The sequence below is a fragment of the Clostridium sp. genome (assembly GCF_032552055.1).
In the GTDB taxonomy this organism is placed as follows: domain Bacteria; phylum Bacillota; class Clostridia; order Clostridiales; family Clostridiaceae; genus Clostridium.
On the sequence record NZ_JAWGSV010000317.1, the window covers coordinates 1 to 3,116 of the forward strand.

Consider the following 3,116-nt stretch of genomic DNA (forward strand, 5'->3'; position numbering starts at 1 on the left):
ATTATAAAGTTTCTCGCTTTTAATTATTAAGGAAATCATGTAAAATACTTTTTCTTTATTACAAATTATACTATACAAATAAGAAGCTATTACAAATATTAACTCTGTAACAGCTTCTTATATTTTCGGTATTTTATTCTACTGTGAACTCTTTCACTATAGTAACAGGGTTCCACTCTGAATCGTATGTCTCAATAGTTATACGGTAATCCCCTGACTTTAAAGTTACTCCCATCAAGTCTATGCTTGCATAATTTGGTTTGTAAGATGGGAATGATACAGACATACCAATTTTACCTGGTAAGTTTACTCCACTTAAAGATTGTAACTTTATATCATTTTGTCCAAATGTGCTACTTAAATCTTCGTTAAATGTTAACTCTAAACGTGTACCCATACCACCTTCAGATATTTCTATATTGGTAATATCTAATAAAGATTTATCTTCTTCTCCTCCATCAGGCTCTCCTATAAATTCTGGTATTTTAAAGTGGTCTACAAACCCCTTACGATAATTACCATCATAATCAACAAATAGAACCCATAATCTAGATTTATTTGTTAATTCATATCCTGATAGATCTATATCTAATTCATTATATCCAGAATATAAGTCTACTTTTGTACTTGCTACTTTGCCACTCAGCACATCTTCAGCCATTGGTGTAGTTGAATCTCCAGCAAATACTGAATTATTCCATTCATATACTCCATAATATAACGTTCCATGTTCATCTGAATTAAATCCAAATTTTATTTTATTCTGCGAATAATGGTCTATATTATCCCCAGTTATTGCAGGTGGATTAAAATGTGATGTAAATGAACCTTCAACAACTGTTCCATCTGGCATATTTACTGAAACAGTATACTTATTATCCTTGTGTCCATAGTTATCTGGCACGATTATAGTATAAGTTTGCTTATCTGAGCTTACAATAAACTTTGCACCTTTAGTGGTAAGGGCTGATTCACTTGGACATATAATGCTAAAATCCTCTAATTTTAATTCTCCCTTAACTGGTTTATTAAATTTAAATACAAATCTATTAGACACAACCTCTTCTGCTGAAACTAACTTATACTCATCACCTTCAGCCTTCTCCTCATATTTCCCTAATTCAAAAGGTCCATAAACTGGAGAAGTTCTTCCATCAAAACCTTCCATAACATAATATACGTCATATTCTTTATTTTCTTTTAAATCTGATATTGAAATCTCATTATATTCAGTCTTAATAGATACCTTAGTTCCATTTTCTTTTATATCTTCTACATTTACATTTTTATTGAAACGGAATTTTGTTTTTTCCACAAGTTTATAGTATAAATATCCACCTTCATCAACACCATATATATCCATTATAGCTTCTGTTTGACTTGTTCTATCTAACATAACCTTTGATGCTGTAGGATGATTATAGCTATACTCAAATTCCTTACTAATTATTTTTCCATTTGGCAATGTTATATATAATTCATATGTATTATCTTTATAATAGGATGTATTTAATGTGTATGTTTTATTATCTGTAGTTGCTACATTAAATACACTCATAGTATTTCCACCATGACATATAATAGAAAGATCTGATAATTCTATTTTTGAACTAGTTGGTTCATTTAAAGTAAATTCAATTATACCTTGTTGCTTTAGAGTTATTGTACTTATTTCATACTTTTCTTCTCTTCCAATAAATACATTATTAGCATCTTCACTTATTACTATCTTATCTTTAGAAGTATCAGTATAAATTCCTACATTGCTTCCATTAATCTCTACTAAACTTAATGTACCATTTCCCATTATCTTTGTAGAATCACCATTAATAGTAACTTGTCCTACTTTAGCACCTTCTTTAATATAAATGCTACTATTATCTCCATTTGAGTTAACTACATTTACATTTCCATTAACCCCAATAATTGTATTATTTCCACTATCATTAATTTTCTCTACTGTTTGATTTATTGTTATATCAGCATTGTTTGAATTTTCATCAATACTCATAATTTCAGTAGGAACATTAAGTACTAATGTTCCATTTAAAAGATGTAAATTAGAAATTTTACTATCCCCTAAAATAGATGCATTTCCATTGATATCTACATTATTTACTTCCTTTACATTTTCTAAATATAAAGTTGGCCCACTTATATTCTTATCAATATTTAGTAATCTATTATGATATCTTATTACTCCATCTTTACCTACCTTTACATATGGTACAGTTGAATCTTTAATATCTACTTTATATTGTACTCCATCTTCTAAGCTTAATTTTTCTTTAACTTCTACATTTTCTAATACAACCTTGCCCATAGCTATAGAAGAATCAATATAAATATTTTTGTATATCTTATTTGATATTGTCACTACACCATCTACTAAGTCATTCTTAGTTATAGTCAGATCATTCACTACTATTTCTGGTTTCTCAGTGTCTTCTGGCTTTCCTGAATCATTTGGTTTATCTGGCTTCTCAGTATCTTCTGGCTTTTCTGAATCATCTGGGTTACCTGGCTTCTCCGTGTCTCCTGGATTATTAGGCTCAGCTGGTTTTTCAGAGTTATCTGGTGTATCTGGCTTATTTGGATTCTCTGGCCTATTTGGTGTTTCAGGCTTATTTGGTGTTTCAGACTGCTCTTCTTCATCATTCACTCCTGGAACTTCTGGCATTTCTGTTCCACCTTGGCTTTCTCCACCTGCTACTTTATCATTTTCAAACTCATTTTCTTTATCAATATTAGTATTGCTGTTTAATAAATTATTTTGGGTTTGATTATCTATTGATGCTATATCATTATTATCAATATTACTCTCTTTTTTGTTTTCTTCATTTTTATCTAATTTGCTATTATTAGAATCATTTTGAATGACAGTTGCATCTTTATCAGTTATACTACTTCCATCATTTTGAAACTGATTTAAGAAATAAGCTGCTGATGCACATGCTATAACTACTGCCGATCCAATAATAATGGCAACTTTATTCTTTTTCATCATAAATTAACTCCTATTCTAACATTAATTTCTATATATTCGAAGATATTTTAACTATAATTTCATCATAATGTCAATATTTTTATAATAATTTTTACATAATAATTATTAT

The 3,116-nt window shown here is 29.1% G+C and carries 1 protein-coding gene; it reads right to left on the bottom strand.

The features are described 5' to 3' along the window. Positions 1 to 133: 133 nt before the first annotated feature. The gene (locus E6248_RS14815; RefSeq protein WP_316341553.1) at positions 134 to 3,007 is read right to left on the bottom strand and encodes a hypothetical protein; all 2,874 of its coding nucleotides are present in this window, start codon (positions 3,005 to 3,007) and stop codon (positions 134 to 136) included. Between the last annotated feature and the right edge of the window lie 109 nt (positions 3,008 to 3,116).

What these genes read in the sequence shown, in the direction of transcription:
- E6248_RS14815 (WP_316341553.1), bottom strand. Translation starts at nt 3,007, where the DNA reads ATGATGAAAAAGAATAAAGTTGCCATTATTATTGGATCGGCAGTAGTT.